Origin of the sequence: Streptococcus massiliensis DSM 18628, from assembly GCF_000380065.1 — a bacterium.
GTDB lineage: Bacteria > Bacillota > Bacilli > Lactobacillales > Streptococcaceae > Streptococcus > Streptococcus massiliensis.
Window position 1 is genome coordinate 1 of record NZ_KB904431.1, and the last position, 2,174, is coordinate 2,174.

Below are 2,174 nucleotides of genomic sequence, written 5' to 3' on the forward strand. Positions count from 1 at the left end.
AATTTCTTCTGTAAACCCTATCTTTCAGACTGTTTTTAAGACTTTTTTGAAAGAGAGGGACAAGATTATCAATGCTTTGGAACTTCCCTACTCAAATGCTAAGCTAGAGGCCACTAACAACCTTATCAAGGTTATCAAGCGCAACGCTTTCGGCTTTCGGAACTTTGACAACTTTAAAACTAGAATTCTCATCGCTTTAAATATCAAAAAGGAGAGAACCAATTCGGTTCTCTCCAGATCTTAGCTGACATCAACCCACTACAGTTGACAAAGAGCCGGAATCTCTAGCTTTTTTTGTGGCTGAGAATTATTTTGTCCCAGGCTCTTTTTTCTATTCATTCTTGCTCTGATAAGCGTCCCACATCTTCTGCTGAGGTTTGGCAAAGGGATAGGCAGGAAAATCGTCAGGGCTCAACCACAGCACTTCTCTGTCAGGAAAGTCCTTGCTCTCCTTGACCTGCCCCGTCAACAGCTGAATATGCCACTTGCGATGACTAAAAACGTGCTGAACAGTCGGAAAAGTCACTTCTGACCAAGTCACCTGCAAATCATAATCCTGCTCAAAACTCTCCTGCGGTGTCGGTCCATAAGTCGCCTCACTTTCCGCCACTTCAAAGAGCGTCAGCTGATCCTCCACAAATTCTTCCACCTCAATCAAAGGAAAATGCCAGAAACCCGACAAGAGACCTGCCGCTTCATTCTTCTCCAGCAAAAACTGCCCTTTTTCATTTTGGATAATCAAGCCCTTGAGATAGACAGGGACGGGCTTTTTCTTGGGCGCCTTTATCGGATATTTGTCCATAGTTCCGTGCAAATAGGCTGCGCTAAATTCCTTGACAGGACTGTCTTCAGGATGTGGATTAACGGGTGCTTCAATATCAGAGCCCAAATCCATAAGCGCCTGGTTAAAATCCCCCGGTCGCTCTGGATCAATCAAAATCTTCATAATCGCCTGAAAAACCTTGCGATTGGTTGGGACACCAATATCCAAATCCACTTCAAACAAACGGCTGACAACTCGCATAACATTGCCGTCAACCGCTGGCTCAGCTAAGTCAAAGGCGATACTGGCAATGGCGCCCGCTGTATAAGGCCCAATCCCCTTGAGGCTAGCAATTCCCTCATAAGTCTGTGGAAATTCCCCTGCAAAATCCGTCATAATTTGTTGAGCAGCTTTTTGCATATTGCGGACGCGCGAATAATAACCCAGCCCCTCCCAAGCCTTGAGCAGTTTGTCCTCAGGAGCGTCAGCCAAGTCAGCCACCGTCGGAAACCAGTCCAAAAACCGCTCGTAGTAGGGAATGACCGTATCAACCCTCGTCTGCTGGAGCATGATTTCTGACACCCAGATGTGATAAGGATTGGTCGTTCGTCGCCAAGGCAAATCGCGCTTGTGCTCATCATACCAAGCCAGCAATTTCTGACGAAAAGCCGTAATTTTCTCCTCTTCCCACATGTCAATATCGTATTTTTGTAAATCTAACATAAAACCAGTATAGCACAAAAAATCTAGCAATAGCCATTATGAAAACTGAAAAAATTTGATATATGCAATAACTACTACCACCTGTACGTGAATACCTGTAAAATGATGATTCTTTTTCTTGAATTTTTTGTACTCTCAAGATTTAAGTAACTGTAAAAAGCGTACTGTTACTATCACGGTACGCTTGTGGTATAATAAGGCGTATCTGATTTTCAGGTATGTTGTGATAGTGTGTAGCTCAAAATTTGGCGATGGCGAGTTGCACGCTATTTTATTTTATCTTGATTAACTAAGTCTATGATATAATCAACCATACTTTTTTCTTTTCGGCTTGCTTTAAGTCTTATCATCTCTTTTTCTTTTTCAGTGACAAATATTCTAAAACTTGTATTTCTGATTCTTCCAGTTGCTGGTCGTCCTCTTGGTCGCTTTTTTTCTTGCATTTTGTCAGTTCCTTTGCTATAATTTACCTAAAGGATTGGCTAAGAAGTCATTTGATTTTTTAGTCTTGTGAGGTTAGGGCTTAACTAACTCTAGAAGCGTTTTAATCAGTTCAGCGATTGCAGTCGCTAGCGTGATTAGCTTTAGAGCGTTAAGCCTTTTTCTTATACCTCGCTTTACGCTTAGTCATATCCTCACCTCCCTTTCTTTAGTTTTACAGTTACTTAAATCTTGAGAGTACAAAAAC

At 42.2% G+C, this 2,174-nt stretch carries 3 protein-coding genes; 1 reads left to right on the forward strand and 2 read right to left on the reverse strand.

Translation table 11 applies throughout. The features are described 5' to 3' along the window. On the forward strand, positions 1 to 244 hold a 244-nt coding region (locus tag A3I3_RS0109040; RefSeq protein ID WP_018371198.1), incomplete at its 5' end, for an ISL3 family transposase. An 87-nt stretch (positions 245 to 331) separates the two neighbouring features. Here the strand turns inward: A3I3_RS0109040 and mutY are convergent. Continuing rightward, positions 332 to 1,486: an A/G-specific adenine glycosylase gene (gene mutY / locus A3I3_RS0109045; RefSeq protein ID WP_026129792.1), complete on the reverse strand. Its 1,155-nt coding sequence runs from the start codon at positions 1,484 to 1,486 to the stop codon at positions 332 to 334. Positions 1,487 to 1,752: 266 nt separating this feature from the next. After that, positions 1,753 to 1,929, reverse strand: coding sequence for a hypothetical protein (locus tag A3I3_RS11035; RefSeq protein WP_018372378.1), 177 nt, complete (start codon positions 1,927 to 1,929; stop codon positions 1,753 to 1,755). Positions 1,930 to 2,174: the final 245 nt, after the last annotated feature.

Coding starts and splice junctions, on each gene's coding strand:
- mutY (WP_026129792.1), bottom strand. CDS start 1,486: ATGTTAGATTTACAAAAATACGATATTGACATGTGGGAAGAGGAGAAA.
- A3I3_RS11035 (WP_018372378.1), bottom strand. CDS start 1,929: ATGCAAGAAAAAAAGCGACCAAGAGGACGACCAGCAACTGGAAGAATC.